General features: G+C 64.4%; 24 protein-coding genes. 14 read left to right on the top strand and 10 right to left on the bottom strand.

All coding sequences use genetic code 11. The annotated features are described in order from the left end of the window. Positions 1-17: 17 nt before the first annotated feature. The 7 genes from MUN81_RS05885 to MUN81_RS05915 all read right to left on the bottom strand — a co-directional run bounded on the left by MUN81_RS05885 (position 18) and on the right by MUN81_RS05915 (position 6948). The gene (locus MUN81_RS05885; RefSeq protein ID WP_245115854.1) at positions 18-803 is read right to left on the bottom strand and encodes a hypothetical protein; all 786 of its coding nucleotides are present in this window, start codon (positions 801-803) and stop codon (positions 18-20) included. Between the two features lie 133 nt (positions 804-936). Beyond that, positions 937-1995 (bottom strand): ATP-grasp domain-containing protein, encoded by a 1059-nt coding sequence (locus MUN81_RS05890; RefSeq protein ID WP_245115856.1) that lies wholly within the window; start codon positions 1993-1995, stop codon positions 937-939. A 7-nt stretch (positions 1996-2002) separates the two neighbouring features. Continuing rightward, positions 2003-2242, bottom strand: coding sequence for a PqqD family protein (locus tag MUN81_RS05895; protein ID WP_245115858.1), 240 nt, complete (start codon positions 2240-2242; stop codon positions 2003-2005). A gap of 159 nt (positions 2243-2401) precedes the next feature. Then, complete coding sequence (locus MUN81_RS05900; RefSeq protein ID WP_245115860.1) at positions 2402-4333, bottom strand: gliding motility-associated C-terminal domain-containing protein; 1932 nt, start codon at positions 4331-4333, stop codon at positions 2402-2404. A 114-nt stretch (positions 4334-4447) separates the two neighbouring features. After that, entirely contained in the window at positions 4448-4618 is a 171-nt protein-coding gene (locus MUN81_RS05905; RefSeq protein WP_245115861.1) for a hypothetical protein, read from the bottom strand. 103 nt (positions 4619-4721) lie between these two features. Then, a complete protein-coding gene (locus MUN81_RS05910) occupies positions 4722-5900 on the bottom strand; it encodes a cytochrome-c peroxidase (RefSeq protein ID WP_245115862.1) in 1179 nt (392 codons plus the stop codon). A gap of 293 nt (positions 5901-6193) precedes the next feature. Beyond that, a protein-coding gene (locus tag MUN81_RS05915; RefSeq protein WP_245110381.1) for an IS5 family transposase occupies positions 6194-6948 on the bottom strand; the annotation gives its coding sequence in 2 pieces (ribosomal slippage) (positions 6194-6618 and positions 6618-6948; 756 coding nt in all). A 38-nt stretch (positions 6949-6986) separates the two neighbouring features. On the opposite strand from MUN81_RS05915, the gene MUN81_RS05920 reads away from it, so the two are divergent. From MUN81_RS05920 to rpiA, 14 genes are all read left to right on the top strand, one after another. Further along, positions 6987-8102 carry a sensor histidine kinase gene (locus tag MUN81_RS05920; protein ID WP_245115864.1) on the top strand — a complete coding sequence of 372 codons (1116 nt, stop codon included), beginning with the start codon at positions 6987-6989 and terminating at the stop codon, positions 8100-8102. Then, positions 8081-8860, top strand: a complete 780-nt coding sequence (locus MUN81_RS05925; protein WP_245115866.1) for a LytTR family DNA-binding domain-containing protein — start codon at positions 8081-8083, stop codon at positions 8858-8860. Before MUN81_RS05920 ends, MUN81_RS05925 begins: the two co-directional genes overlap by 22 nt. 73 nt (positions 8861-8933) lie before the next feature. Next, the gene (locus MUN81_RS05930; RefSeq protein WP_245115868.1) at positions 8934-9158 is read left to right on the top strand and encodes a hypothetical protein; all 225 of its coding nucleotides are present in this window, start codon (positions 8934-8936) and stop codon (positions 9156-9158) included. A 131-nt stretch (positions 9159-9289) separates the two neighbouring features. After that, entirely contained in the window at positions 9290-11032 is a 1743-nt protein-coding gene (gene kaiC / locus MUN81_RS05935; RefSeq protein WP_245115870.1) for a circadian clock protein KaiC, read from the top strand. Positions 11033-11079: 47 nt separating this feature from the next. Then, a complete protein-coding gene (gene kaiB / locus MUN81_RS05940) occupies positions 11080-11391 on the top strand; it encodes a circadian clock protein KaiB (protein WP_245115872.1) in 312 nt (103 codons plus the stop codon). A gap of 9 nt (positions 11392-11400) precedes the next feature. Further along, entirely contained in the window at positions 11401-11739 is a 339-nt protein-coding gene (locus tag MUN81_RS05945; protein WP_245115874.1) for a circadian clock KaiB family protein, read from the top strand. Continuing rightward, positions 11732-13447 carry an ATP-binding protein gene (locus MUN81_RS05950; protein ID WP_245115876.1) on the top strand — a complete coding sequence of 572 codons (1716 nt, stop codon included), beginning with the start codon at positions 11732-11734 and terminating at the stop codon, positions 13445-13447. The genes MUN81_RS05945 and MUN81_RS05950 overlap by 8 nt, the downstream gene beginning before the upstream one ends. 50 nt (positions 13448-13497) lie before the next feature. After that, positions 13498-13917 carry a response regulator gene (locus MUN81_RS05955; RefSeq protein WP_245115878.1) on the top strand — a complete coding sequence of 140 codons (420 nt, stop codon included), beginning with the start codon at positions 13498-13500 and terminating at the stop codon, positions 13915-13917. A gap of 30 nt (positions 13918-13947) precedes the next feature. Beyond that, positions 13948-14400, top strand: a complete 453-nt coding sequence (locus tag MUN81_RS05960; RefSeq protein WP_245115880.1) for a GNAT family N-acetyltransferase — start codon at positions 13948-13950, stop codon at positions 14398-14400. A 44-nt stretch (positions 14401-14444) separates the two neighbouring features. Beyond that, a complete protein-coding gene (locus tag MUN81_RS05965; protein WP_245115882.1) occupies positions 14445-15356 on the top strand; it encodes a LysR substrate-binding domain-containing protein in 912 nt (303 codons plus the stop codon). Positions 15357-15441: 85 nt separating this feature from the next. Continuing rightward, complete coding sequence (locus MUN81_RS05970) at positions 15442-16461, top strand: putative sulfate exporter family transporter (RefSeq protein ID WP_245115884.1); 1020 nt, start codon at positions 15442-15444, stop codon at positions 16459-16461. A 138-nt stretch (positions 16462-16599) separates the two neighbouring features. After that, positions 16600-18885, top strand: coding sequence for a heavy metal translocating P-type ATPase (locus MUN81_RS05975; protein WP_245115886.1), 2286 nt, complete (start codon positions 16600-16602; stop codon positions 18883-18885). 118 nt (positions 18886-19003) lie between these two features. After that, on the top strand, positions 19004-19381 hold the full coding sequence (locus MUN81_RS05980; RefSeq protein WP_245115888.1) for a cupredoxin domain-containing protein: 378 nt from the start codon (positions 19004-19006) through the stop codon (positions 19379-19381). A 25-nt stretch (positions 19382-19406) separates the two neighbouring features. Then, positions 19407-20150, top strand: coding sequence for a ribose-5-phosphate isomerase RpiA (rpiA, locus tag MUN81_RS05985; protein WP_245115890.1), 744 nt, complete (start codon positions 19407-19409; stop codon positions 20148-20150). A 127-nt stretch (positions 20151-20277) separates the two neighbouring features. Here rpiA and pgl read toward each other — a convergent pair whose 3' ends face one another. The 3 genes from pgl to gndA all read right to left on the bottom strand — a co-directional run bounded on the left by pgl (position 20278) and on the right by gndA (position 24095). Then, on the bottom strand, positions 20278-21003 hold the full coding sequence (gene pgl / locus MUN81_RS05990; RefSeq protein ID WP_245115892.1) for a 6-phosphogluconolactonase: 726 nt from the start codon (positions 21001-21003) through the stop codon (positions 20278-20280). A gap of 4 nt (positions 21004-21007) precedes the next feature. After that, on the bottom strand, positions 21008-22528 hold the full coding sequence (gene zwf / locus MUN81_RS05995) for a glucose-6-phosphate dehydrogenase (RefSeq protein ID WP_245115894.1): 1521 nt from the start codon (positions 22526-22528) through the stop codon (positions 21008-21010). A gap of 67 nt (positions 22529-22595) precedes the next feature. Next, the gene (gene gndA, locus MUN81_RS06000; protein WP_245115895.1) at positions 22596-24095 is read right to left on the bottom strand and encodes an NADP-dependent phosphogluconate dehydrogenase; all 1500 of its coding nucleotides are present in this window, start codon (positions 24093-24095) and stop codon (positions 22596-22598) included. Positions 24096-24293: the final 198 nt, after the last annotated feature.

Genomic DNA, 24293 nt, shown 5'->3' on the forward strand with positions numbered 1-24293 from the left:
GGGCAGGTAGGCCCCTTTTAAGGTATTGGTGGAAGGGAATCCTCCCCCAAATCGAGATACTGAATGGTCGTGTTCAATTCCCGCTCGCAGCGCAGGGCCAGCGCCGCCAGCTTGGTAGCCGCCACGCCGTAGGGTGCCGTCTGCAGAATGTAGGTGCCGATGTGGCAATGCAGCCCCACCAGCGCCAGCCGCCCCGAGGCCACAATGCGCGTGAGCGCCTGCCAGGCCTCCCCGTTTTCCAGGTTGAAGCCGAACCGGTCCCACTGCGGCACAATGCCCGTGTCGAGGTTCACGCGCAGGGCAACGCGGGGGCGCTGGGCCCGGCCAGCGGCCACGTCCAGCAGCAGGTGCAGTTCGTCGGCGTGGTCGAGGTGAACGACGGCATCGACCTCGCAGGCGCGCTCCAGGTCAGCGCGCCGCTTGCCGGGGCCGTTGAAGAGAATGTGCGCGCCGGGCACGCCGTTGAGCAGGGCTTTTTCCAGCTCCATGCCGCTCACCACCTCAGCCCAGGCGCCCTCTTGGTGAAAGGTGCGGCACACGGCATTGAGGTAGTTGGTTTTGTACGACCACGCCAGCTGCACCTGCGGGTAGCGCGTGCCAAAGGCCCGCATCGCCGCCTGGTAGCTGCGCCGCAGCTGCCGCTCGCTCAGCACAAACAGCGGCGAGCCGAACCGGGCCACCAACTCGGCCACGGCCACGCCGTCAATCGCCGTCACAGCGCGGGCACCGGTGCGCGGCCCGAACTTATTCAGGGCGCCGGCCGTGAGCTTGCGGAGGGTAGGACGTTCGTAGGGAAGTTTCACTTCTTTTGGTAGGATTTTTAGAACGTCATGTAGCGCGCAGCGAAGCATCTTGCCTAGAATAACTAATTATTGGTTGCACGCGAGATGCTCCGCTGCGCTCTGCATGACGTCCTTTTGCCGCTTTTTAATGGCGTCAAAGTTCGCCCAGCGCTGCTACTTGCTGGAACTCGGTGTGGTCGGTAATCAGGTCCCAGGCGTAGCGCACGAACATCTTGCCCACGGCGTACTCCTCCATCATGGTCACGGGCAGGCCCAGGGCCAGGCGGAGCAGAGCGGCGGGCTGGTTCTGACCTGCGGCGGCCGTGAGGTAAATCCAGGCCGGAAAACGGGGGTTAATTTCCATGATGAACAGTTCGCCGCTGGCCGTGCGCATAATTTCCAACTCGAAGCCCCCGCGCCACTTCGTCACTTCGGCAAAGCGGCGGGCCAGGGCTATGAGGGCCTCGTCTTCGAGGGTGATGCCGGCCCAGGCCTTGCCCTTGTCGGTGATGGTGAGCTTGCGCATGGGCACCACGCTCAGGGCGCGGCCGTGGCCGTCGCCCAGCCCGGCGATGTTGATTTCCTGGCCCGCCACAAACTGCTGGGCGATAAGTGGCACGCCCCAAAGCCCGCTCAGCCGCAAGAACGCCTGCTCGGCCTGGGCCAGCGAGTGCACCACGGCGGCGTCGTAGTAGCGGCCTTTCAGCACCAGCGGCCAGCCCAGGGTTTCGGCGGCGGCGGCCAGCTCGGCGGCGTGGTGGAGCGGGCGGCTGGCCGGCACGTGCAGCCCGTGGGCCGCCCCAAAAGCCGGCAGGTTCAGCTTGTCGCGGGCTTCGAGCTGCGCCAGCGTGGGCAAAAAGGTCTGAATGCCCAGCGCCCGCAGCTGCGGCGCCAGCTTGATAAAGTTGTACAGCTCGGCGTCGAAATTTGGAATGAGTACCGCCACTTCTTCCTGTTGCCGAATGTAGCTCAGTCGCTCCAGCAGTGCCGTGGTGCCGGCCGAAGGGTAGGGCAGCTGGTAGGTGCGGTCCACCATTTCGCGCAGGTAGATGCCCGGCTCCAGCGCCTCGTAGCTCAGCCCGATGATGCGCAGGTCAAAGTCCAACGTTTCGCGCAGGGCGCGGATAACGGCCACGCCCGGGCCGGGGCTGTCGGTGGCGTTGAGGCCGGTCACGGCCACGGTGAGCCGGGGGCGGGCAGCGGAAAGAGGCACAGTGAGATTAGTCTAGCAGGTTGAATTCGCGCAGCTGGGCCAGCAGGTCGTCCCAGTCTTTTTCGAGCTGGCCGGGGGCCACGTCGTAGCGCTCCAAAATGGTGGCCTTGATGGCGGCGGGCGCCAGCCCTTCCTTGGCGCGGGCCAGAATATCGGCTGCCAGCGGGTTGGCCGCGAACGAGTCGCCGGTGGCGGGATTGAAAATGAAGCCGGATTCGCTGGTGGCAATGTTCTTTTTAAGCTTCATGCGTAGGAGTGAGGAACAGCGAACGAGGTAGAGACGCACTATTTTGCGTCTTGTCGTCGAACGGCCGGAGCCGTGCCATTTGCGGTTCGTGCTTGGTCGTTTAGGCGTTGTCGTTCAACGGCGAGACGCAAAATGTTGCGTCTCTACCTCAATTAGTAATTACGGTATCACCTCCACCCAGCCCTTGTACTTCTGGCCGTCGGTGTACGTCACGAGGTAATAATACATGCCGCCCGCACCCGCGCCATTCCATTTGAAGCCGCGCTCCGCCGACGAAAATACCGCCTGGCCCCAGCGCGAGAAGATTTTGATGCTGGCAAACTTACGGTCGCAGAAATCCACGGGCAGGCTGGGCATCATGAAAAAGTCGTTCTGGCCGTCGCCGTTCGGCGTGATGACGTTGGGCGGGCGGAAGGCGAGCGAATCGCCCTTCGGCGCCACCACGAAGCGGATGAGGCGCTCCTGCGGCAGCGGCTCGCAGGGGCCAGCTTCGGCCAGCCGGAAGCGCACCAGCAGGCTATTGTTCGTTTTGGCCTGGGCCACGGCGGCGCAGGTGGGCTCCCAGCTGAAGGTGGCGCTGGCCCGGCCCTGTCCGTTCTGGGCGATGAATTTCATGTCGGCATCGGCGAGGTCGAAACCTGAGCCGGTGGCGCTGAGCGTGAGAAAATTCTGGTCGGCGTCGGTGCCAGTGAGGGTGGCGGTGTAGCGCTCGCCCAGCGTGAGGCGCACCACGGCGGGCGCGTCGTCGGACACGGGCAATGGAGCAGGCGGAAACGTGGTGCTGAGCACCGGCGCGTGGTTGGGCAGCGAGGCCGCCGTGAAGGCAATGCGGATGGTGTCGTGTTTGGGCAGGCTGCAGCCGTTGTCGGCCACAATGACGTCCACCAAGTACACTTTGCCCTTGGTATCGATGCAATCCGGAAAGCAGAGCGTGGTGACCAGCGTATCGGGCTGGCCCGCTGCGTGTACCATGCCGGTGGTGGTGGTGCTGAAAATGGGCCCCGTGGTGGTGAAATTCACCGCCCGGCTGCTCATGCTCAGCACCGAGCTGGGGTCGGGGTCGGTGTAGCGAATGGTGAGGCAGCGGTTGCCGCCCGGCTGCAGGCGCAGGGTGTCGCGGCCGGGGCGGTAGGCGGTGGGGCTGCCCGGCGCCCGCACCTGCAGGGTCGGGGCCACGTTGGTGGGGCAGTTCAGCACATAAAGCTGGAAATCGCGCCGCGTCTCGCCAATTTTCACGCCGCGCCGGTACTCCGAGCAGCGCACCCCAAACACGTACAGGCCCAGGTCGCGGGGCCGCACCGTAAGGCGGCCCGTGCGCGCATCAATGCCCAGGGCGGGGCTGCCCGGAATCTGGTTGTTCACGTTCAGGCCCGCGTTCCAGGTGATGGGGGAGTAGGGTGCCGCGCCGGCCTGCGGCAGCAGCGGGTTGGCAAAGGTGGCGTGGCCGTTGAGGGGCGTCACCATGTCGTAGGCCAGCGAGTCGCCGTCGGGGTCCTGCCCGCCAAAGTCGTAGTAAAACAGTTCGTTGCGGCAGGCATAGTCGCCCAGCGGCGGAAAGATGCGGGGCGTGGAGTCAATAAAAGCCGCGCCGTTGCGCACCACGGCCGGAAATTCGAGGTAGAAGGTTTGGGCCGCGTTGCCAGGCGCCACAATGTTGGTGATGGTCACGTTGCGGCAGCAGCGCTCCACGGCCACGTAGTAGCCGCCAGGATTGTTGAAAACGCTTGCGCTCAGCGTAATGTCGGTGGTGTACACCAGTTTGCGGGTGCTTAGCGAGCCCACGGTGCAGGCCGGGTTGGTGTAGTTCACAAACGTGTTGCTCACGCGGGGCAACACCACGTCGGCAAGGCGCTGGTTGGTGGTTTTATTAAAAATACTGGCCGTGAGATTGTCGTCCAACGCGCCCGCGCTGCCATTGATGGCGTCGAAATACAGATTGAGGGTGAGAGCATACGTGCTGCCGGACTTGTACTGCAAATCCAGCTCGCCGCCCACGATGTGCGTGGCCGAAGCCGCCAGCGGCGCCAGCAGAGCCAGCAAGGCCAGCCACCACCCCCGAAAGTTGCCCCAAGCCGTCCGTGTAGATTTCATAACCAATAAGATAGCGAAAAAGAATAATAGCAGCTCCGTCAGGGCCTGGCCGTGCATTAAAGAGCTCAGCCAGGCCCAATCGAAGCCCGGACCCGCGGCCCGGCAACCAGCAAGTTAGTTGGCGCCGCCGGTCTTGGTGGAGTCGGCCGTGGTGGTCGTGCTCGGCTTCTTGCAGTCTTTGCCGCCGGCCGGGCGCACGCATTCTTTCTCGCAGCCTGAGAAGCTGCTCATGGAGCACAGCAGCGCGGCAGCGCTGAGCAAGCGAAGGGTGGTGGATAAACGCATAAGGGTGAAAAATGAAAAAGGGTGAAAAATTGAAAATGTTGAAAAGAAGGGTGTAAGGGTAATGGAATAGGCAAGCGGAAATAATGATGACGAAGGGGTTGGTCTACTGAATGTTGCCGCCCACGGCCAGGCCGCTGGGCACGGTGGCGGGCACGCTGCGGTCGAAGCTGGAGGCCGTGAGCGACTGCAGGAAGGCGATGATGGCCTGCGGGTCGTTCACGCGGGTGGGAAACAGCGGGTCGCGTTGGCCGGGCGCCACGCGGGGGTTGGCGGTGGGCGGGGCGCCGGGCGGCGGCGCGTAAAAGGCCAGCACCGCGCCTAGGTTGGGCAGGGCACCGCTGTGCATGTAGGGCGCCGTGAGGGCCACGTTGCGCAGGCTGGCCGTGCGGAAGGCGTAGGAGTTGTTGGCGCCGGCGTCGGAGGCAGCGTTTTTGGGGTTGTCGGGCACGCCCAGCACGTGCAGCTGGTAGTCCGACAGCATGGGGCCGCTGTGGCACTTGGCGCAGCCGCTGCTGATGAAGGCGTTCAGGCCCTGCACCTGCTGGGCGCTGAGGGCGGTTTTGTCGCCGCGCAGGTACTTGTCGAAGGGCGCATCGGTCGCCAGCAGGGTGCGCTCGAAGCTGGCCAGAGCTTTGCCGATGTTGGTGGCCGTGACGGGCACGGGCTCGGCAAAGGCGGCGCCGAACATCGTAGTGTACGCCGGAATGCGCCGCAGCCGGGCCACGGCCGTGTCGAGGGCCGCGCTTTCGCTGCAGGCGGTGCCGCGCATTTCTTCCAGCGCCGCAATGGGCTGCACCGACTGCGCTTCGAGCGACTGCGCCCGGCTGTCCCAGAACATGGCCGCCCGCGTGGGGTCGTAAGTACCGTTGTTGGCGAGACCGTTGAAGGCCGTGTTGAGGACCGTGGGCGTGTTGCGCTTGGTGAACGGAATGGTGTTGGGCTGGCGGAACCGGCGGGCCGTGCCCAGGCCCTGCCCGTTCACGCCAATGGCCAGGTCGATGGCGTCGGCGTAGCCGTTGGCGGGGTGGTGGCAGCTGGCGCAGCTCACGTCCTTACCACCCGAGAGCACCGGGTCCCAGAAAAGGGCGCGGCCCAGCGCGATTTTGGCCGGCGTGCCGGGGTTGTCGGCCGGCGCCGGGGCCGAGAGGGGCAGGGCGCCCAGCACGCTCAGGTCGTCGTTGGAAGGCGTGGCGTTTTCCGATTCTTTATGGCAGGCCACGGCCAGCAGCAGTGTGGCCGCTGCCAGCATGGAGGCAACCCGGGGAAGTAGTGATGCGGCCATGAGCAGGGAAGCAGGCGGGTTGGAGAATAGGGAGTTGCGGCTTGTTTTTTCAAAGTTGCTTCTCACCTTTCCGCAGCGCCCGCTGCAATCGCCGAGTTGGGATGGGGCGTCGCCCATTTCCCGCATTCAGCAGCCAAATCCCGCCACCAAAACCCCGGCTCAGCCCGATTTCCCGGCAATTGGCCCAAAAACGCCGACTGGCCGGCAAACTTGCCCGGCTGGCCGATGTGGCCCGCACCGCCACAGGCGTGGGTTGTAGCTTGCGCCGTCTTCAATTGATAGTCTAGGAAGTGTTAACAGTCGCGTAGCCACAGGACGGTTGCAGCGAGGTGAATAAAGGCCAAAAAATGCGCATCGAGTTTGTCATACCGGGTGGCCACGCGGCGAAACTGCTTGAGGCGGCTGAAAAGGCGCTCAATGGGGTGACGTTGGGCGTAACGCGCCGCGTCGTAGCCCCGCGGGTAGCGGCGCTTGCACCGGGGCGGAATCACGGCACAGGTGCCGCGGGCAGCCAGGGTGGCCACGAGCGGGTCGGAATCGTAGCCCCGGTCGGCCACGAGGTAGGCCGGGGCCAGCCCGTCGAGCAGCGGCAGCGCTTGCGGGGCGTCGTGGCGCTGGCCGGCTGTCAGGCTGCCGCGCACGAACCGGCCCCCAGCGTCGGCCACCGCGTGCAGCTTGGTGGTCAATCCGCCGCGGCTACGCCCCAGGGCTTGCGGCCCGTTTTTTTGCGTGCCCCGCTCGCGTGTTGGTGCACCCGCACGGTGGTCGAGTCGACCAGCAGCGTGTGCAGCGCGTCGTCCTCTTGCACGGCGGCCAGCACCCGGGCCCACACGCCCGAGGCGGTCCAGCGCTGGAAGCGCGTGTATGTTGTGTGCCAGTTGCCCCACGCGGCCGGCAAGGCACGCCAGCGGCAGCCGTTGCGCAACAACCACAGCACCGCTTCTACAAAACGGCGGTTGTCCTGGCCCCGGCCACCTTTCGTGCCTTCCCGACCCGGCAGCAGCGGCGCGATGCGGGCCCACTGCGCGTCTGTGAGCAAATAATCCATACCCCAAATTAATACCTACTGTTAACACTTCCTAATCAATGCCCCTCCCGCCGCTCCGCTCCGCCTCCACGCTGCTGCTACACGCCTTGGTGTGGGGGCTGGTGGCGGTGCTGCTCTGGGCCCAGCAGCCCGATTACCCCGGGCCGAAGCCGCCGGAGTTCTGGCTGACGCAGACTGTGGTTTTTGGCCTGCTGGGAGGCGTGTTTTACCTCAACGTGGGCTGGGCGGCGCCCCGCCTGCTCTACGCCCGCAAGGCCTGGGCCTACTTGCTCCTGAACGCCGGCCTGGTGCTGGGGATAGCGCTAGTGCACCACCAGGTGGAACAGCGACTGCACGTGCCCGAGCTGGTGGCTGCCGCCCGCGAAGCCGTCCTCAACCCGCCCAACCCGTGGTCGAGCCCGCGCCCGCACCCCCTCACCGGACCCGACGAGGGCAGCCCCGTCGTCAACACCGGCGTGCTGCTCATCACGCTGCTGGTGCTGGGCATTGCCACCAGCCTCGCGGCCATGCAAAAAGGCCAGCGCGACGCCGAGGTGCGCCTGGAGCTGGAGCGCCGCCAGGTGGCCACCGAGCTGAGCCTGCTCAAGGCCCAAATCAACCCGCACTTCTTCTTCAATACCCTCAATAACATTTACGCCCTCACGCTGCTCGACGGGGAGCAGGCCCGCGTGGCCCTGCACCGCCTCTCGCGCATGATGCGCTACGTGCTGTACGAGTCGCCGGCCGGCCACACGCGCCTGAGCCAGGAAATCAGCTTTTTGCAGGACTACATCGACCTCATGCACCTGCGCCTCACCACCAAGGTGCGGGTGCAGTTTGAGCGGCCCGACCCGCTGAGCCCCGACCCGTTCATCGCGCCCATGCTGTTTCAGCCCTTCGTCGAGAATGCCTTTAAGCACGGCGTGAGCGCCACCGCGCCCAGCTGCATCACCATTCAGCTGCGCCAGCCCTCGGCCAGCACCGTGGAGCTGCGCGTGCGCAATACCGTGTTTCCCGACCGCCCCGACGACGAAGCCGACGACGAGCCCGGCGGCATCGGGCTGGCCAACACCCAGCGCCGCCTCAACCTGCTCTACCCGCACGCCCACACCGTCACCGTCACGCCCCGCAACGCCTCCAACGAGTACGAAGTATGTCTGAATCTGAAGCTGTAGCCCCGTTCATCATCAACTGCGTGGCCGTCGACGACGAGCCGCTGGCCCTGGGCCTGGTGTGCTCCTTCATCGAGCGCACGCCGTTTATGCGCCTGGTGGGCCGCCACGAAAGCGCCGTGGCCGCCCTGCGCTCCCTGCACGAGCGCCCCGACGCCCACCTGCTGTTTCTCGACATCAAGATGCCCGACCTCAGCGGCCTGGAGCTGGCGCGGGTGCTGCAGCACGGCCCGCGCGTCATCTTCACCACGGCCTTCAACCAGTATGCGCTGGAAGGCTTCCGCGTCGATGCGCTCGACTACCTGCTCAAGCCCTTCAATTACGAGGAGTTTTTGCGCGCCGCGCTCAAGGCCAAGGCCTACTTCGAGATGAAGCAGGCCAGCGAGGCCGCCCCCGCCGTGGCCCCCGCGCCCGCGGCGCCCCCCGTGGCCCAGCCCGAAGAAGACCACATCTATCTGAAGGTGGAGTACCAGCTGGTGCGCGTGGCCCTGGCCGACATTGTGTACGTGGAAGGCCTCAAGGACTACGTGAAGGTGCATTTGGCCAGCCAGACGCGGCCGCTGCTCTCGCTCACCAGCCTGCGCAGCATGGAAGAAAAGCTGCCGGCCGGCAAGTTCATGCGTATTCACCGCAGCTATATTGTGGGGCTGGGCCACATCCAGGCGGTGGGGCGCGGCACGGTCCAGATTCAGGGCGAAACCTTGCCCGTGAGCGACGGTTATCGGGAGAGTTTCGACCAATTTTTCAGCCGCTGGAAATAAGCAGAAAACGCACCGGAAAATGGTGATAAATTCACGCTGACTTAATAAAAGACGACCTAACTTGCAAGGGTCTATGAGCGAGTCTTTGCCCAACTATTTCGACACCGACGGCCGCCCCGAGCCGGCCGCCAACGCCAGCGCCGACGCCGAGCGCAAGCTCAAGGTGTGGGCCGCCCTCAACGCCGTGGACCAAGGCTTGCTCAGCCCCGAGGAAGTGCGCGACGCCTACGGCATCAGCGCGCAGGAAATGGAGCAGCACCGCGCCGGCTGGCAGGATTTTGAAACCGGCAGCCGGTAGGCGCAACGACCTGCTTACCGCTCGGGGCGGGCGCAGTTGAGGCGGTGTAGCCAGTGTCCTGCGAGGCCCGCGCGAACCGGCCCGCCATGTGCGGTCCCGCCGATTACCTTTGCAGGCTAGCCTTCCTATCCATGCAAGAATATTCTTCTTCCGCCTCTTCTACGCTGCCCCAACTCCCCAAAGCGCCCACCGGCATCGAAGGGCTGGACGAAATCACCGAAGGCGGCCTGCCGCTGGGCCGCCCCACACTCATTTGCGGCAGCGCGGGCTGCGGCAAAACCCTGATGGGCATTGAGTTTCTGGTGCGCGGCATCACCGAGTTCGGCGAGCCCGGCGTGCTCATGGCCTTCGAGGAAACGGCCGAAGAGCTGGCCGCCAACGTGGCCTCGCTGGGCTTCGACCTGAAAGACCTGCAGGCGCGCAAAATGCTGCGCGTCGACCACGTGCACGTCGACCGTTCCGAGATTGAAGAAACCGGCGAGTACGATTTGGAAGGCCTGTTCATTCGCCTGGGCTACGCCATCGATTCCATCGGGGCCAAGCGCGTGGTGCTCGACACCATTGAGTCCTTGTTTTCGGGCTTTCCCAACGAAAGCGTGCTGCGCTCCGAGATTCGGCGCCTGTTTCGCTGGCTGAAGGACAAGGGCGTGACCACCATCATCACCGCCGAGCGCGGCGACGGCACCCTCACCCGCCAGGGCCTAGAAGAGTACGTGTCGGACTGCGTGATTCTGCTCGACAACCGCGTGATTGACCAAATCACGACCCGCCGCCTGCGCGTGGTGAAGTACCGCGGCAGCACCCACGGCACCAACGAGTACCCCTACCTCATCACCGGCGAAGGCATTTCGGTGCTGCCCGTGACCTCGCTGCGCCTCGAGCACCAGGTGTCGAACGAAATCGTGTCGTCGGGCGTGCCGGCGCTGGACGAGATGTTTGGCCGGCGCGGCTTCTACGAAGGCAGCAGCGTGCTCATCACCGGCACCGCCGGCACCGCCAAAACCACGCTGGCGGCGGCTTTCGCCGAAAAAATCTGCAAAGACGGCAAGCGCTGCCTGTTTTTTGCCTTTGAAGAATCGCCGCAGCAACTCATCCGCAACATGGCTTCGGTGGGCATCGACCTGGAAAGCCACGTGCGCGAAGGCCGCCTGCGCATCGAGGCTTCGCGGCCCACCCTCAACGGCCTGGAGCAGCACCTCGTGACCCTGCACCGCCTGGTGAAGGAGTTCCGCCCCGACGCCGTCGTCATCGACCCCATCACCAACCTCATCACGGTAGGCAACCTGTCCGAGGTGCGCAGCATGCTCACCCGACTCATCGACTTCCTGAAGGTGAGCGGCATCACGGCCTACTTCACGGCCTTGGTGAACGGCGGCATGGGCCGCGCCGAGATGACGGAAGAAGGCGTGTCGTCGCTGGTCGATACGTGGATTTCGGTGCGCGACCTGGAAGGCGTGGGCGAGCGCAACCGCGGCCTGAGCATCCTCAAATCGCGCGGCATGGCGCACTCCAACCAGGTGCGCGAGTTCATCGTGACCGACAAAGGCATCGAATTGCTCGACGTGGTGCTGGGCCCCACGGGCATCGTGACCGGCGCCAGCCGCCTCACGCAGCAGCTGGAGGAGCACGCCCAGGCCCTGGCCGCCCAGCAGGAAGCCGAGCGCCGCGACCGCGAGCTGGAGCGCCGCCGCCGCATGCTGGAAGCCAACATTGCCAACCTGCGCACCGAGTTTGAGAGCGTGGAAGAGGAGCTGCGCCAAATCAGCACCCACGAGCAAACCCGCCACGAGGCCCTGCTGAGCGGCAAACAGCGCATTACCGCGGCCAACCCGCCGGCGATAAAAACGCCTTCGGCCGGCGAAACCGGTAAGTAATCCGTATACCCGAGTTGCCTCCGGCCTCCGATTTTAGTACCCTTTCCATGGCTGAAGATTTTAACGACCCCCTCGACGAAGAGACTTGGGAACTGCGCCTGTACGTGGCCGGCCAAACGCCCAAGTCGGTGACGGCCGTGGCCAACCTGCGCAAGTATTGCGAGCAACACCTCAAAGGCCGTTACAAGCTGGAGGTCATCGACTTGCTGGTGAACCCGCAGTTGGCCGAGGGCGACCAGATTCTGGCCATCCCCACGCTGGTGCGCAAGGTGCCCGAGCCGATTCGCAAAATCATCGGCGACCTCTCCAACGAAGAAAAGGTGCTGGTGGGGCTCGACGTGCGCCCCGTGCTGAAATAACCCTGGCCGATGGAACCTGAACCATTTCCGGACTCTCTGGAGCCGGCCGGCCCCGAGTACCTGCTGCACCTCTACATAACGGGGGCCACCGTGAACTCGACGCGCGCCGTGCGCAACATCAAAGACATTTGCGAGCAGTACCTGAAAGGGCGCTACGAGCTGCTCATTGTCGACATTTTTCAGCAGCCCGAGCTGGCCCAGGAGCAGGACCTCATCGGCGTGCCCACGCTTATCAAGCTGCGCCCGGGCCTGGTGCGCCGCCTGGTGGGCGACCTTTCGGACCGCGAGCGGGTGCTAAAGGCCTTGGGCATAGTCTTGCCCCCCGACGAAGCTCCTGCCCATGAGTGAGCCCCGGCCCGCCTCCGACCTGGCCCGCGAAAACGAGGAGCTGCGCTACCAGCTAGAGGAAGCCCAGGACCTGATAAACGCCATTCGTTCGGGCGCCGTGGACGCGCTGGCCGTGCAGGGCAGCGAAGGGCCGCGCATTTTTACGCTGCAGGGCGCCGACCAGGGCTACCGCACCCTCATCGAGCAGATGAACGAAGGCGCCCTGCTGCTGAGCGAAGACGCCACCGTGCTCTATTGCAACGCCTGCCTGGCCGGGCTGCTGGGCCTGGCCATGGGCGAAATCATGGGCAGCGCTTTCGAAAGCTTTGTGCCGCTGGCGTTTCGCGACTACTGGACTGAGCTGCTGCGGCAGGGTTGGGAGGGCAAAAGCAAGGGCGAGCTGCCGCTGAAAAACCGGGCCGGCGCACTGGTGCCGTTTTCGGTAAGCATGAACGTGCTGAGCTTCAACGAGACGCCCACGCTGGCCATGATAGTGACGGACCTTTCGGCCCAGCGCGAAATCACGGCCATTCGGGCGCAGGTGGAGGAGCAAAACGCCCTGCTCGACCGCCAGAGCGAGGAACTGAAGCGGGAGGAAGCCGCTCGCCTGGCCGGCGAGCGCGCCGCTGCCGAGGCCAGCCGCCTGCTCGAAGGCATCTCGCAGATAGCCTGGACGGCCAGCGCCGCCGGCGAAAACACGTATCGCAACCGCCGCTGGTACGACTACATCGGCCTCGAGCCCGGCCAAGGACCCGCCGCCGACCGCTCCTGGCGCGCGCGCCTGCACCCCGACGACGCCGACGCCGCGCATGCCCGCTGGCAGCACAGCCTGACCACCGGCGAGCCCTTCGAAGTGGAGTGCCGCATCCGCAACGGGGCCGGCGAATACCGCTGGATGCTGGGCCGCGCCCTGCCCTCGCGCACCGAACACGGCGAGATTATGCAGTGGATTGGTACCTATACCGATATCCACGAGCACAAACTGGCGCTCGACCGCATCGACCAGGCCCAGCGCCAGCTGCGCGAAAACAACGCCCAGCTCAGGCGCGTGAACGTGGACCTCGACAACTTCATTTACACGGCCTCGCACGACCTCAAAGCCCCCATCAGCAACATCGAGGGCCTGCTCGACGCCCTGCTGCTGGAACTGCCACTTCCCACCGTGCAGAGCGAGCCTGTGCGGCCCATTCTGGACCTGATGCAGGACTCGGTGAACCGCTTCAAGCGCACCATTGAGCAGCTCACCGACGTGAGCAAGCTGCAGAAGGAGCACGGCCTGCCCACCGAGCCCATAAACCTGGCCGAAGTGGTGCGCAACGTGTGCCTCGACCTCGACCCGCTTATCCAGAGCACTGGCGCGCAGCTGCTGGTGGACGTGGACGCGGTGCCCACGGTGCTGTTTTCGGAGAAAAACCTGCGCTCGGTGGTGTTCAACCTGCTCAGCAACGCCCTCAAGTACCGCGCCCCCGGCCGGGCGCCGCGGGTGCGCGTGCAGGCCCGGCCCGAGGGTGCGGGCGCCGTGCTCGAAGTAGAAGACAACGGCCTGGGCCTGGACCCGGCCAGCGAGCAGAAGCTGTTCGGCATGTTTCAGCGCTTTCACGACCACGTGGAGGGCTCGGGCATCGGGCTCTACATGGTGAAGAAAATGGTGGAGAACGCCGGCGGCCGTATTGCCGTGCGGAGCGAGCTCGGCCGGGGCACCACGTTTTCGGTGTACTTTAGCCGGTAATCCTTGGACCCGCGTGCGGTTCAGGCGCCCGTTTTTCGTCTGTCCCGCTCATGCAAAAGCTTACCTGCGCTCTCCTTGTCGACGACGACCAGACGACGAACTATCTCAACAGCTTGCTGATTAAGCGCTTGGATATTACCGACCAGTTGCTGGTGGCGCTCAACGGCCAGGAAGCGCTGGAGCTGGTGAAAATTCATTGCCAGGCCGCCAGCCCCGACTGTCCGGTTTTGATTCTGCTCGATGTGAAAATGCCCGTCATGGACGGCTTTCAGTTTCTGGAGGCTTACAACCAGCTGCCGCTGGCCGAGAAGCAGGCCATCGTCATTGTGATGCTCACCACCTCGTTGCACCCGCAGGACGTGGACCGCGTGCAGCAACTCAACATTGCCGGCTTTCTCAACAAGCCCCTGACCCGCGAAAAGCTCAACGACGTGCTGAAAAACCATTTTAACCGCCACCTGCCGGAGTAGGGACCAAGTCGATTATACTTGCCGTTCAGCATGCCACGTCTCCTCCGCACCACTTCCGACCACGCCGATTTTCGCGCCCTCGTGCAGCTGCTCGACCAGGACCTGGCGCGGCGCGATGGCGACGAACATGCGTTTTACGCGCAATTCAACAAGATTGACCGCATCAAGCACGCGGTGGTGGCCTATGCTGTCGATGAGCCCGTAGGCTGCGGCGCCATGAAAGAATTCGGCCCCGGCCAGGTGGAAATCAAGCGCATGTTTGTGCAGCCCGCGCACCGGGGCACGGGCGTGGCCCCGGCCGTACTGGCGGAGCTGGAGCGCTGGGCCCGCGAGCTGGGCTACGCCGCTTGCGTGCTCGAAACCGGCAAGAAGCAGCCCGAAGCCATTCGGCTGTACGAGAAAAGCGGCTACGTCCTCACGCCCAACTACGGGCAGTACATCGGCGTGGAAAACAGCGTGTGCATGCGCAAGGAGTTGCGCTAGGCCACTATTCTCACGGTTTTCAGCCGGCCCCGTACCTTGCGGGCATGTCTGATTTCCGTTTGCGCGTGTTTGCGGCCGTGGCGCGGCACCTGAGTTTCACGAAGGCGGCGCAGGAACTCTTTGTGACCCAGCCCGCCGTGACCAAGCACCTGCACGAGCTGGAAAAGCAGCACGGCCAGCGCCTGCTGGAGCGCCGCGGCAACCGCGTGGCCCTGACTGAAGCCGGCCGCCTGCTGCAGGCCCACGCCGAAGCCGTGGCGGCCTCGGCCCAACACCTCGAAGACCAACTGCTGGCCCTGCGCGACCCCGACGAAGCGGCCGGCCGCCTGCGCCTGGGCGCTAGCACCACCCTCAGCCAGTACGTGCTGCCGGGCCTGCTGCCTGCCTTCCAGGCCCGCCACCCCAAGGTGCGCCTCACCCTGCTCAACGCCAATTCCGAGCGCATTGCCGAGGCCCTGCTGCGCAACGAGTTGGACCTGGGCTTTGTGGAAGGCCGCACCAAAAGCCGCGACCTGCACTACGAGCTGCTGCTGCCCGACGAGCTGGTGGCCGTGCGCCGCGCCACGGCCGCCGGCCCGCCCGCCAAGCCTGTGCCGCTGGCCGAGGCGCTGGCCCACCCATTGGTGCTGCGCGAGCGCGGCTCGGGCACGCTCGAAGTGCTGGAGTTTGCCCTGCGGGAGCTGAAAATCAAGCTCAGTAGCCTACAGGTGGCATTTTACTTCGATAATACCGAAGCCATTAAGGCGTACCTGGAGGCGGCGCCGGAGGCCTTGGGCTTCGTCTCGCGGCGAGCGTTGACGCGGGAGCTGGCCGCCGGGCTACTCGAAATAGTGCCGATTGAAGGACTGCAACTGGCCCGGCAGTTTGAGGCCTTGTGGGTGCAGGGGCAGCCGTTAGCGCGCGCGGCGCAGCGGTTTCTCACCTTTGCGCAGGCCGAGTGCAAGCCTTTGGTATAACCGCAGGTTATTTCAAATAACATTTTGCCATTAACCAGCGGATAGGCAAGGGCGTAATTTTGCGGGCACAACTTCCTTCCGCCCCATGCCCCAGCTACTCACCAACCCCACTGAAAATGCCGGCGCGGCCCACGAGGGGCCGTTTGGGCAGTTTCACACGCCGCACACCCTGCTGGGGTTCACGTTCACGCTGCGGCAGGTGGTGTTTGGGCTAGTGCAGCTGTATTGCGTTTCGCCGTGGGCGTCGCCGCCGGTGGCGCTGGCGCTGGGCCTGGTGCTGGCCCAAACCGTGGGCAACCCATTCAGCGCCCAAACCAAAAAGGCCACGGCCAAGCTGCTGCAGTTTTCAGTTATCGGGCTGGGGTTTGGGATGAACGCGCACGCGGCGGTGCAGGCCGGGCGCGAGGGCCTGCTGTTTACGGTGGCGTCCATTTGCGGCACGCTGGTGCTGGGCTACTTCGCGGGCCGCTGGCTGAAGCTGAACCGCTCGGTGACGCACCTGATTTCGTGCGGCACGGCCATTTGCGGGGGCTCGGCCATTGCGGCGGTGGCCCCGGTGCTGCGGGCCAAGGACGAAGAAATCTCGGTGGCGCTGGGTACGGTTTTCGTGCTCAATGCGCTGGCGCTGTTTGCGTTTCCGCCCATCGGCCACGCCCTGGCCATGACGCAGAACCAGTTCGGCCTGTGGTGCGCCATTGCCATTCACGACACCAGCTCGGTGGTGGGCGCGGCCGCAGCCTACGGCGACCAGGCCCTGCAGGTGGCCACCACCGTGAAGCTGGCCCGCGCCCTCTGGATTATTCCCGTGGCGCTGGGTACGGCCTTCGCGTTCAAGCAAAAAGGCGTGAAGGTAAAGATGCCCTACTTCATCCTCGGCTTCATCGCCGCCATGCTGCTCAACACCTGGCTGCCGGAGCTGAAGCCGGTGGGCGATGTGCTGGTGCGCCTGGCTAAGATGGGCCTCACCGTGACGCTGTTTTTTATTGGCGCGGGGCTGTCGGCCGGGGTGCTGCGGGCGGTGGGCGCGCGGCCCTACGTGCTGGGCGTGCTGCTGTGGACGGTGGTTTCCGTAGCGTCGCTCTACGTTATTCTGCACGCGGTGTAGGCGGGAATTTCGCAGGTTTGGCGCCGCATTTCGCACCGATTGCGGGAGCGGCGGCTTGTTCCTTTGCAACGCGGTTCGGCCCCTGGTTGTTAGGAGACGGTGCCGCCGTATAAGCGGACGTTAGCCGTTGCCTGCGCCATGTCTCCTACCTCTGAAAATACCGAAACCGCGACCCTTGACATCGAAGGCATGACCTGTGCCTCGTGCGCGGCGGCCGTCGAAAAGTCGCTCAGTCGCGCCCCCGGCGTGCAAAGCGCGCTGGTCAACTTCGCCACCGAGAAAGCCACCGTGCAGTACCTGCCCGGCCAAGCCAGCCCCAGCACGCTCAAAGAAGCCGTGGTGAACGCCGGCTACGGCGTAGTGGAGCGCGCTCTCGACACCAGCGCCGCCGACCGCCAGGCCGAAATCGACCGCCAGAAAGCCCTGGCCTACGCCAAGCTCAAGCGCCGCTTCTGGGTGGCGGTGGGCCTGGCCGCCGTCATCATGCCGCTGAGCATGCTCATGCTCTGGCCAGCCGCCATGCAACGCGTGAACACGCAGTGGCTGAACTACGGCCTGCTGCTGCTCACGCTGCCCGTGCTGCTCTACAGCGGCCGCGAATTTTACAGCTCGGCCTGGAACGGTTTCCGGCACCGCTCGGCCAACATGGACACGCTCATTGCGGTGGGCACCGGCGCCGCGTTTCTCTACAGCGTGGCGGCCACGGTGGCGCCCGGCTTTTTCATGCGTCACGGCCTGATACCGGAGGTGTACTACGACACCACGGCCACCATCATCGCCCTCATTCTGCTGGGCAAATTGCTGGAGCTGCGCGCCAAAACCCAGACTTCGGCCGCCATTCGGGGCCTGATGGGCCTGCAGGCCAAAACCGCCCGCGTGGTACGTCCCGGTGGCCAGGAAATGGACGTGCCCATCGAGCAGGTGCAGCTCGGCGACGTGGTGCTGGTGCGCCCCGGCGAGAAAGTGGCCACCGACGGCGTCATCACCGAAGGCCAGTCGGCCGTGGACGAAGCCATGCTCACCGGCGAAAGCCTGCCCGTGGCCAAAAAGGCCGGCGACGCCGTGTTCGGCGCCACGCTCAACAAAACCGGTGCCTTCCGCTTCCGCGTCACCAAAGTGGGCGCCGACACCATGCTGGCCCAGATTGTGAAGCTGGTGGAAGACGCCCAGGGCAGCCGCGCGCCCATCCAGCGGCTGGCCGACAAGGTGAGCGCCATTTTCGTGCCCACGGTGGTGGTTATTGCCATTCTCACGTTTGTGCTGTGGTTCGATTTGGCGCCCGTGGCCACGCGCCTGCCGCTGGCCCTCACCAACTTTGTGGCCGTGCTCATCATTGCCTGTCCCTGCGCGCTGGGGCTGGCCACGCCTACGGCCATCATGGTGAGCACCGGCAAAGGGGCTGAATACGGCGTGCTCATCCGCAACGCCGAGGCGCTGGAAAAAGCCCACCAGGTAAACACCGTGCTGCTCGACAAAACCGGCACCATCACGCGCGGCGAGCCTACCGTGACCGATTTCCTGACTGCGCCGGGCCAGGATGCCGCGTCGCTCCTACAACTGGTTGCCGCCCTGGAACGGCAGAGCGAGCACCCCCTGGCCGAAGCCGTGGTGCGCTACGCCGACGCGCAGGCCGCGCCCGCGCTGCCCGCCACCGACTTCCGGGCCATCGAAGGCAAGGGCGCGGCCGCGACGGTGAATGGCCAGGCCGTGCTCATTGGCAACCAACGGTTGCTGCAGGATGAAAACGTGGCCCTGCCGGCCGACTTGCTCCAACAATCCGAGCAATTGCTGAATCAAGCCAAAACGGTGCTGTACGTGGCCGTAGCCGGCCAGGCGGTGGCCGTCATCGGCGTGGCCGACGTGGTGCGCGAAACTTCCAAAGCAGCCATTCAGCAGTTGCAGGCGCTGGGCATAGAAGTGGTGATGATGACCGGCGACAACGCCCAGACGGCCGCCAAAGTAGCCGCGCAGGTGGGCATCACGCGCTATTTCGCCGAAGTGCTGCCCAGCGGCAAAGCCGCCAAAGTGAAGGAGCTGCAAGCCGAAGACCGCACCGTGGCCATGGTCGGCGACGGCATCAACGACGCGCCCGCGCTGGCCCAGGCCGACATCGGCCTGGCCATGGGCGGCGGCACCGACGTGGCCATGGAAGCCGCCGGCATCACCCTCATGCGCTCCGACTTGCAGGGCGTGGTGACGGCCATCGCGCTGTCGCGCCAAACCATTCGCACCATAAAGCAAAACCTGTTTTTTGCCTTTGTATACAACACGCTGGGCATTCCCATTGCGGCGGGGCTTCTGTATCCGTTTTTTGGCTGGCTGCTGTCGCCCATGCTGGCGGCGGGAGCCATGGCGCTGAGTTCGCTGTCGGTGCTCACCAATTCGCTGCGGCTAAAGGGCTTTGCTCCTGTCAGCAAAGGATAGTAATGTCATGCAGAGCGCAGCGAAGCATCTCGCCCGCGCAATCCAACTAACTAAATGAATAGTGGTGGCGAGCAAGATGCTTCGCTGCGCTCTGCATGACCGTAAAGAGTAAATAAGCATGGACTCATCCGAAATCATTGTCACCGTTGCTGGCTTGGTACTGGCGGCCTTCGTCATCTGGTATTTCTTCTTTTCAACCCGCCAAACGGCCAGCGCTGTGTCTTCTTCGGGTGGCGTGCAGGAGGTCGACATCACCGTGAAGGGCGGCTACTCGCCCGATGTGATTGAGGTGGAGCGCGGCAAGCCGGTGCAGCTGCACTTCTACCGCGACGAGGAAAACAGCTGCTCCGAAGAGCTGCTGATGCCCGATTTCAGCATACGGCGCGACTTGCCCGCCTTCCAAACCACGCTCGTGGAGCTGCTGCCCCAAGAGGCCGGGCGTTTCGACTTCACCTGCGGCATGGGCATGCTGCGCGGCACGCTCGTAGTCAAATAAGCCCAACCATTTCCCAACCTTTGCCATGAGCGCACAGCCCGAACAACTCGCCCGCGAAAAACAACTAGCCGCCACCGCCGCCCTCCGCTGGGTGCGCGATGGCATGGTGCTGGGCCTGGGCAGCGGCAGCACCGCCGCCTGCTTCATCACAGAACTGGGCAAAGCTGTGCGTGAGCAAGGCCTCCGGGTGCATGGCACGGCCACCTCGCTAGCCAGCGAAAAGCTGGCCCGCGAAGCCGGCATTCCGTTGCTGGAGCCGCGCCGCGGCCTGCGCTTCGACCTGACCGTGGACGGCGCCGACGAGCTGGACGCGCACCTGCGCCTCATAAAAGGCGGCGGCGGGGCGTTGCTGCGCGAAAAAGTGCTGGCCACGGCGTCCGATTACCTGCTCATCGTTGCCGATTCCAGCAAAGAAGTGGCGCAGCTGGGCCGCTTCCCCCTGCCGTTGGAAGTCGTGCCGTTCGCCCTGCCCTGGGTGCTCGACGCGGTGGCCGCCCTGGGTGGCGCGCCCGTGCTGCGCATGAGCAAAGAGGCCTCAGCCGAACCGGCCAAATCTGACCAGAACAACCTGCTGGTGGATTGCCATTTTGAGGTGATTGCGGAGCCCGAACAGTTGGCTGCGCAGCTGCAGCGCATTCCAGGCATTGTGGAGCAAGGCTTGTTTCTGGGCCTGGCGCGCGCCGCAGTTGTGGCGAAAGGACAGGACGTGCAGGTGCTCCGGCCGGGCCAGCCGCCAGTGGCAGCCGGCAGTTTTGGAGAACTGCCATAACGGGGCTGACAGGGTCGTGAAAACGATGTAGAGACGCAATATTTTGCGTCTCGTCGGCCGCATCGTTAGCGCAATGCCCAAAATGTTGTTCAACGACGAGACGCAAAATATTGCGTCTCTACCCGTTCTATTGTTTGGGCAGGAGGGAGGCGGCCGCCTGGTCCAGAAACCAGTGCGTTTCGCCGGCGGGGGCAATGAGTTGGGCCGGAAACTCTTCCACGTCGCGGGCGTCGTGCAGCACGTGGCGCACGGCCGCCGCTTTGTCTTGGCCATACACCAGGAAAGCCACGGCACGGGCCTGGTTGATGAGGGGCGCCGTCAGGGTGATGCGGAAGACGTTTTTATCGGTCAGAAAAACCTTCCGGGCGCCTACGCTGGCATCGTGCAGTACGGGCGTGTGCGGAAACAGCGAGGCCGTGTGCGAGTTGTCGCCCAGCCCAAGCAGTACCAAATCAAAACGAGCCTCTTCTGCGCCGAAAAATTGCCGGATAGTCTCAGTATAAGCCGCGGCAGCTTCGGCGGGCGGGAGTGTTGTATCAACCGCAAAAACCTGCGCGGCGGCGATGCCTAGCGGCTTCAGCAGCGCTTCGTTGGCCATGCGGTAGTTGCTTTCGGCGTCGGTGGCGGGCACGTTGCGCTCGTCGCCGAAAAAGAAGAACACCTGCGGCCAGGCCACCTTTTCGCGGTAGGCGGGCGAGGCCAGCAGCTCGTACAGCTTCTTCGGTGAGCTCCCGCCCGACAGCGCCACCACAAACCGGCCGCGCGCCGCAATGGCCTCGGCAGCCTGCGCCACAAAAAAATCAGCCAAATCAGTCAGAACCCGTTCGGCTGTGGGGTGAATGTGCAGCTGCATGGCGCTAGTGCTTGGCGCCGTTCAGCGGCAGGGTGTACCAGTGGAAACCGTCGCGTGCAATGAGCGCCTCGGCCGTTTCAGGACCCCACGAGTCGGCCGAGTAGTTGGGGAAGCTCTGGCTGGCGCGGCCCTGCCAGGAGTGCAGAATGGGCATAATCAGGTCCCAGGCCGCCTCCACCTGGTCGCCGCGCATGAACAGCGTCTGGTCGCCGAGCATGGTGTCGAGCAGCAGGGTTTCGTAGGCTTCGGGGGCTTCGCTGGTGTAGGTGCCTTTGTAGTCAAACACCATGTCGACGGTGTTGAGCATCATGTCGAGGCCGGGGCGCTTGGCCTGCACCTGCAGGCGGATGCTCATCTCTGGCTGAATGCTGATGATGAGGCGGTTCTGCTGCCAGCTTTCGGCCGTTTCGGGCGGGAAGATGTTGTGCGGCGCGTCGCGAAACTGAATCATGATGATGGACGCCGAGCGGTGCATGCGCTTGCCGGTGCGCACGTAGAACGGCACGCCCTGCCAGCGCCAGTTGTCCACAAAAAACTTCACTGCCGCAAAGGTTTCGGTGTTCGATGTGGGGTTGGCGTCCTTTTCCTGGCGGTAGCCGGGCACCTGCTCGCCCTGCATCCAGCCCTCGCCGTACTGCCCGCGCACGGCCGACTCGCGCACGTCTTCGGCCCCGAAGCGGCGCATGGCGCGCAGCACGTCCACCTTGCGGTTGCGCACCTCGTCGGCCGTGAAATCGACCGGCGGCTCCATGGCCACCAGGCACAGCAGCTGCAGCAGGTGGTTCTGAATCATGTCGCGCAGGGCGCCGGCGCCGTCGTAGTAGCCGCTGCGGTCGCCCACGCCGAGCTGCTCGCTCACCGAAATCTGCACGTGGTCGATGTAGTTGCGGTTCCAGAGCGGCTCCATCAGGGCGTTGGCGAAGCGGAAGGCCATGATGTTCTGCACCGTTTCCTTGCCCAGGTAGTGGTCGATGCGGTAAATCTGACGCTCGTCGAAAATCTCGCCCAGCAGCTTGTTCAGCTCGCGGGCCGACTCCAAATCGTGCCCAAAGGGCTTTTCCACCACAATGCGCGTGCGGTCCGAATCGTCGGCCAGCTTGCTCTTGGCCAGGTTGGAGGCGATGATGGGGAAGAACTCCGGTGCTACGGCCAGGTAATAAATGATGTTGGCCGGGGCTTGCCATTCGTGCTCGTAGGCCTTGATGTGCTTGCCAAACTCTTTGTAGGTACCGGCGTCTTTCACATCGGCCACCTGGTACACAATGTGCTGGCTGAAGGCCGCCCATTGCTCCTTGGCGGCCTTGCCGTTGCGCGAAAACTGGTTGATGCCGTCCAGGATTTTCGCCCGGAACTCCTCGTCCGTGAGCTTGGTGCGACCCGTGCCGATGATGGCAAACTGCGCGGGCAGCCAGCCGTCCAGAAACAAGTTGTAGAGCGCCGGGGCCAGTTTGCGGGCGTTCAAATCGCCGGTGCCGCCGAAGATGACGAAAATCGTGGGCGGAATTTTTTGAGAGGAAGAGCTCATGCGCAAAGGAGAAGCAGATGCTGTTGATTAATTAGTAAAGGGCCGGCCGTCATGCCGGGCGCCACCGCTACGAATTCGGCGTCACGGGTTTCTCACCGGTGTTTTCCGGGCCCACGGCCACTTCCTGCTTGTTGGCCGCGTCTTCGTGCGCCGGCGTCCATTGGGTATGGAACACGCCTTCCTTGCCAATCAGCTCGTAGGTGTGGGCACCGAAGTAGTCGCGCTGTGCCTGAATGAGGTTCGAGGGCATGCGCGCGGTGCGGAAGGAATCGAAATAGCTCAGGCATGCGGCGTAGGCCGGCAGCGCCAGCCCGGCCGTGACGGCCGCCACCACCACCGTGCGGGCGCCGGGCACGCTGGCTTTCGCCAACTCCTGCACGTGCCCGTCCAGCAGCAGGTGTTGCAGGTCCGGCGCCTGCTGGAAGGCGTTGAAAATGTCGTTCAGGAACGTGGAGCGGATGATGCAGCCGCCGCGCCAGATTTTGGCAATTTCGGCCAGGTTCAGGTTGTAGGAAAAGTCCTTCGAGGCCTTGGCCAGCAGGTGCATGCCCTGGGCGTAGGTGACGACCATGTTGAAATAAAACGCCTGCTCCAAGCTGGCCAGGAAGGCTTGCTGGTCGACTTCCAGCGGCGCCGCCTCCGGGCCGTACAGCCCGGCCAGTTGCTCGCGCAGGGCCTTGTACTTGGACAAGTCGCGCATGGCCACAGCCGTGTCGATGGTCGGGATGGCCATTTCCAAATCCATGGCCACCTGCGAGGTCCACTTGCCGGTGCCCTTGGAGCGGGCCTCGTCCTTGATGTCGTCGAGCAGTAGGTGGTCGGTGCCGGGCGCGATGAAGCCGAAAATGTCCTTCGTGATGTCGAGTAGGAAGGACTGCAGGCGGCCCTCGTTCCACTCGGTGAACACCCGGCCGATGGCGGCGTTGTCCAGGCCCAGGCCGCGCTGCATCACGGCATACGTCTCGGCAATGAGTTGCATCAGGCCGTACTCGATGCCGTTGTGCACCATTTTCACAAAGTGGCCGGCCGCGCCGGGCCCGATGTAGGTCACGCAGGGCTGGCCGTCGACCTGCGCCGCAATGGCCTCAAACATCGGCCGCATGGCCTCGTAGGCCTGCTTGTCGCCGCCGGGCATCATGCTGGGGCCGAAACGGGCGCCTTCCTCACCGCCCGAGATGCCCATGCCGAAGAAGTGAAAGCCCTCGGCGGCCAGGGCCGCGTCGCGGCGGTTGGTATCGGTGAAATGCGAGTTGCCGCCGTCGATGATGACGTCACCGGGCGCCAGCAGGGGCCGCAGCTCGTCAATCACACTGTCCACAATCTTGCCAGCCGGCACCAGCATCATGATGGCGCGGGGCGTGCGCAGGCTGTTCACGAACTCGGTCAGCTCGGTGAAGCCTTTCACGGGCTTGCCGGCGCCTTCTTCGGCCAGCAGGCTGATTTTGGCGGCGTCTTTGTCGTAGCCGGCGCCGGCAAAGTGGTGGTCGGCCAGGTTCAGCAGCAGGTTGCGGCCCATGGTGCCCAGGCCAATCATACCGAAGGAAAAAGTGGTTGGCGTGTCGCTCATCAGAAGAAAGTTTTCGGGAGGTGAGGGGGTATGGACGCAGCAGGACGAGGCGGCCGACGCTGCGGAGCATTGCTGCGCGGTATAGCCTACTAAGTTCAGAAGCGTTAGGTTGTTTGCGCCCCGTAACACTTTGTGCACCTCGGCCGCTTTTGCTGCCCACAGCAGGGCCACAATCCACTTGCGCAGAGGCGAAAAAGG

Origin of the sequence: Hymenobacter sp. 5317J-9, assembly GCF_022921075.1 — a bacterium.
GTDB lineage: Bacteria > Bacteroidota > Bacteroidia > Cytophagales > Hymenobacteraceae > Hymenobacter.

Coding starts and splice junctions, on each gene's coding strand:
- MUN81_RS05965 (WP_245115882.1), top strand. CDS start 14,445: ATGTCTGATTTCCGTTTGCGCGTGTTTGCGGCCGTGGCGCGGCACCTG.
- MUN81_RS05900 (WP_245115860.1), bottom strand. CDS start 4,333: ATGAAATCTACACGGACGGCTTGGGGCAACTTTCGGGGGTGGTGGCTG.
- MUN81_RS05925 (WP_245115866.1), top strand. CDS start 8,081: ATGTCTGAATCTGAAGCTGTAGCCCCGTTCATCATCAACTGCGTGGCC.
- MUN81_RS05920 (WP_245115864.1), top strand. CDS start 6,987: ATGCCCCTCCCGCCGCTCCGCTCCGCCTCCACGCTGCTGCTACACGCC.
- MUN81_RS05945 (WP_245115874.1), top strand. CDS start 11,401: ATGGAACCTGAACCATTTCCGGACTCTCTGGAGCCGGCCGGCCCCGAG.
- zwf (WP_245115894.1), bottom strand. CDS start 22,528: ATGAGCTCTTCCTCTCAAAAAATTCCGCCCACGATTTTCGTCATCTTC.
- MUN81_RS05980 (WP_245115888.1), top strand. CDS start 19,004: ATGGACTCATCCGAAATCATTGTCACCGTTGCTGGCTTGGTACTGGCG.
- kaiC (WP_245115870.1), top strand. CDS start 9,290: ATGCAAGAATATTCTTCTTCCGCCTCTTCTACGCTGCCCCAACTCCCC.
- MUN81_RS05960 (WP_245115880.1), top strand. CDS start 13,948: ATGCCACGTCTCCTCCGCACCACTTCCGACCACGCCGATTTTCGCGCC.
- MUN81_RS05970 (WP_245115884.1), top strand. CDS start 15,442: ATGCCCCAGCTACTCACCAACCCCACTGAAAATGCCGGCGCGGCCCAC.
- rpiA (WP_245115890.1), top strand. CDS start 19,407: ATGAGCGCACAGCCCGAACAACTCGCCCGCGAAAAACAACTAGCCGCC.
- MUN81_RS05910 (WP_245115862.1), bottom strand. CDS start 5,900: ATGGCCGCATCACTACTTCCCCGGGTTGCCTCCATGCTGGCAGCGGCC.
- MUN81_RS05975 (WP_245115886.1), top strand. CDS start 16,600: ATGTCTCCTACCTCTGAAAATACCGAAACCGCGACCCTTGACATCGAA.
- kaiB (WP_245115872.1), top strand. CDS start 11,080: ATGGCTGAAGATTTTAACGACCCCCTCGACGAAGAGACTTGGGAACTG.
- gndA (WP_245115895.1), bottom strand. CDS start 24,095: ATGAGCGACACGCCAACCACTTTTTCCTTCGGTATGATTGGCCTGGGC.
- MUN81_RS05905 (WP_245115861.1), bottom strand. CDS start 4,618: ATGCGTTTATCCACCACCCTTCGCTTGCTCAGCGCTGCCGCGCTGCTG.
- pgl (WP_245115892.1), bottom strand. CDS start 21,003: ATGCAGCTGCACATTCACCCCACAGCCGAACGGGTTCTGACTGATTTG.
- MUN81_RS05950 (WP_245115876.1), top strand. CDS start 11,732: ATGAGTGAGCCCCGGCCCGCCTCCGACCTGGCCCGCGAAAACGAGGAG.
- MUN81_RS05955 (WP_245115878.1), top strand. CDS start 13,498: ATGCAAAAGCTTACCTGCGCTCTCCTTGTCGACGACGACCAGACGACG.
- MUN81_RS05930 (WP_245115868.1), top strand. CDS start 8,934: ATGAGCGAGTCTTTGCCCAACTATTTCGACACCGACGGCCGCCCCGAG.
- MUN81_RS05895 (WP_245115858.1), bottom strand. CDS start 2,242: ATGAAGCTTAAAAAGAACATTGCCACCAGCGAATCCGGCTTCATTTTC.